This window comes from Streptomyces pseudovenezuelae (assembly GCF_001513955.1).
Lineage (GTDB): Bacteria > Actinomycetota > Actinomycetes > Streptomycetales > Streptomycetaceae > Streptomyces > Streptomyces pseudovenezuelae.
In genome coordinates this window covers 2,328-4,154 of sequence record NZ_KQ948163.1, presented here as the reverse complement: position 1 = coordinate 4,154, position 1,827 = coordinate 2,328, and the positions used below count along the sequence as shown (strand labels likewise).

1 rRNA gene (cut by a window edge) is annotated in these 1,827 nt (G+C 57.6%); it reads left to right on the top strand.

The features are described 5' to 3' along the window. The first annotated feature begins 130 nt into the window (after positions 1 to 130). A 23S ribosomal RNA gene (locus AQI94_RS42190) occupies positions 131 to 1,827 on the top strand; it runs 2,297 nt beyond the window's last position.

Below are 1,827 nucleotides of genomic sequence, written 5' to 3'. Positions count from 1 at the left end.
CCGGGCACGCTGTTGGGTGTCTGAGGGAATGAACCCCCTCGATGCCGGTCCCAGTGAACTCCAGCTTCGGTTGGGGGTGGTGGGTGGCTGGTCGTTGTTTGAGAACTGCACAGTGGACGCGAGCATCTGTGGCCAAGTTTTTAAGGGCGCACGGTGGATGCCTTGGCACCAGGAACCGATGAAGGACGTGGGAGGCCACGATAGTCCCCGGGGAGTCGTCAACCAGGCTTTGATCCGGGGGTTTCCGAATGGGGAAACCCGGCAGTCGTCATGGGCTGTCACCCATACCTGAACACATAGGGTATGTGGAGGGAACGCGGGGAAGTGAAACATCTCAGTACCCGCAGGAAGAGAAAACAACCGTGATTCCGGGAGTAGTGGCGAGCGAAACCGGATGAGGCCAAACCGTATGCGTGTGAGACCCGGCAGGGGTTGCGCATACGGGGTTGTGGGATCTCTCTTTCACAGTCTGCCGGCTGTGAGACGAGTCAGAAACCGTTGATGTAGGCGAAGGACATGCGAAAGGTCCGGCGTAGAGGGTAAGACCCCCGTAGTCGAAACATCAGCGGCTCGTTTGAGAGACACCCAAGTAGCACGGGGCCCGAGAAATCCCGTGTGAATCTGGCGGGACCACCCGCTAAGCCTAAATATTCCCTGGTGACCGATAGCGGATAGTACCGTGAGGGAATGGTGAAAAGTACCGCGGGAGCGGAGTGAAATAGTACCTGAAACCGTGTGCCTACAAGCCGTGGGAGCGTCGCGCATTGAGTTTACTCAATGCGTCGTGACTGCGTGCCTTTTGAAGAATGAGCCTGCGAGTTTGCGGTGTGTTGCGAGGTTAACCCGTGTGGGGAAGCCGTAGCGAAAGCGAGTCCGAATAGGGCGATTCAGTAGCACGCTCAAGACCCGAAGCGGAGTGATCTAGCCATGGGCAGGTTGAAGCGGAGGTAAGACTTCGTGGAGGACCGAACCCACCAGGGTTGAAAACCTGGGGGATGACCTGTGGTTAGGGGTGAAAGGCCAATCAAACTCCGTGATAGCTGGTTCTCCCCGAAATGCATTTAGGTGCAGCGTCGTGTGTTTCTTGCCGGAGGTAGAGCACTGGATAGGCGATGGGCCCTACCGGGTTACTGACCTTAGCCAAACTCCGAATGCCGGTAAGTGAGAGCGCGGCAGTGAGACTGTGGGGGATAAGCTCCATGGTCGAGAGGGAAACAGCCCAGAGCATCGACTAAGGCCCCTAAGCGTACGCTAAGTGGGAAAGGATGTGGAGTCGCAGAGACAACCAGGAGGTTGGCTTAGAAGCAGCCACCCTTGAAAGAGTGCGTAATAGCTCACTGGTCTAGTGATTCCGCGCCGACAATGTAGCGGGGCTCAAGCGTACCGCCGAAGTCGTGTCATTGCAGCAATAGGGCCAACGCCTGCTGTGATGGGTAGGGGAGCGTCGTGTGCCGGGTGAAGCTGCAGCGGAAGCTAGTGGTGGACGGTTCACGAGTGAGAATGCAGGCATGAGTAGCGATACACACGTGGGAAACGTGTGCGCCGATTGACTAAGGGTTCCTGGGTCAAGCTGATCTGCCCAGGGTAAGTCGGGACCTAAGGCGAGGCCGACAGGCGTAGTCGATGGATAACCGGTTGATATTCCGGTACCCGCTGTGAAGCGTCAAACATCGAACCAGGCGATGCTAAGTCCGTGAAGCCGTTCCGGACCCTTCGGGGAAAGGAAAGTGGTGGAGCCGACGGACCAGACTTGTAGTAGGTGAGTGATGGGGTGACGCAGGAAGGTAGTCCAGCCCGGGCGGTGGTTGTCCCGGGGTAAGGGTGTAG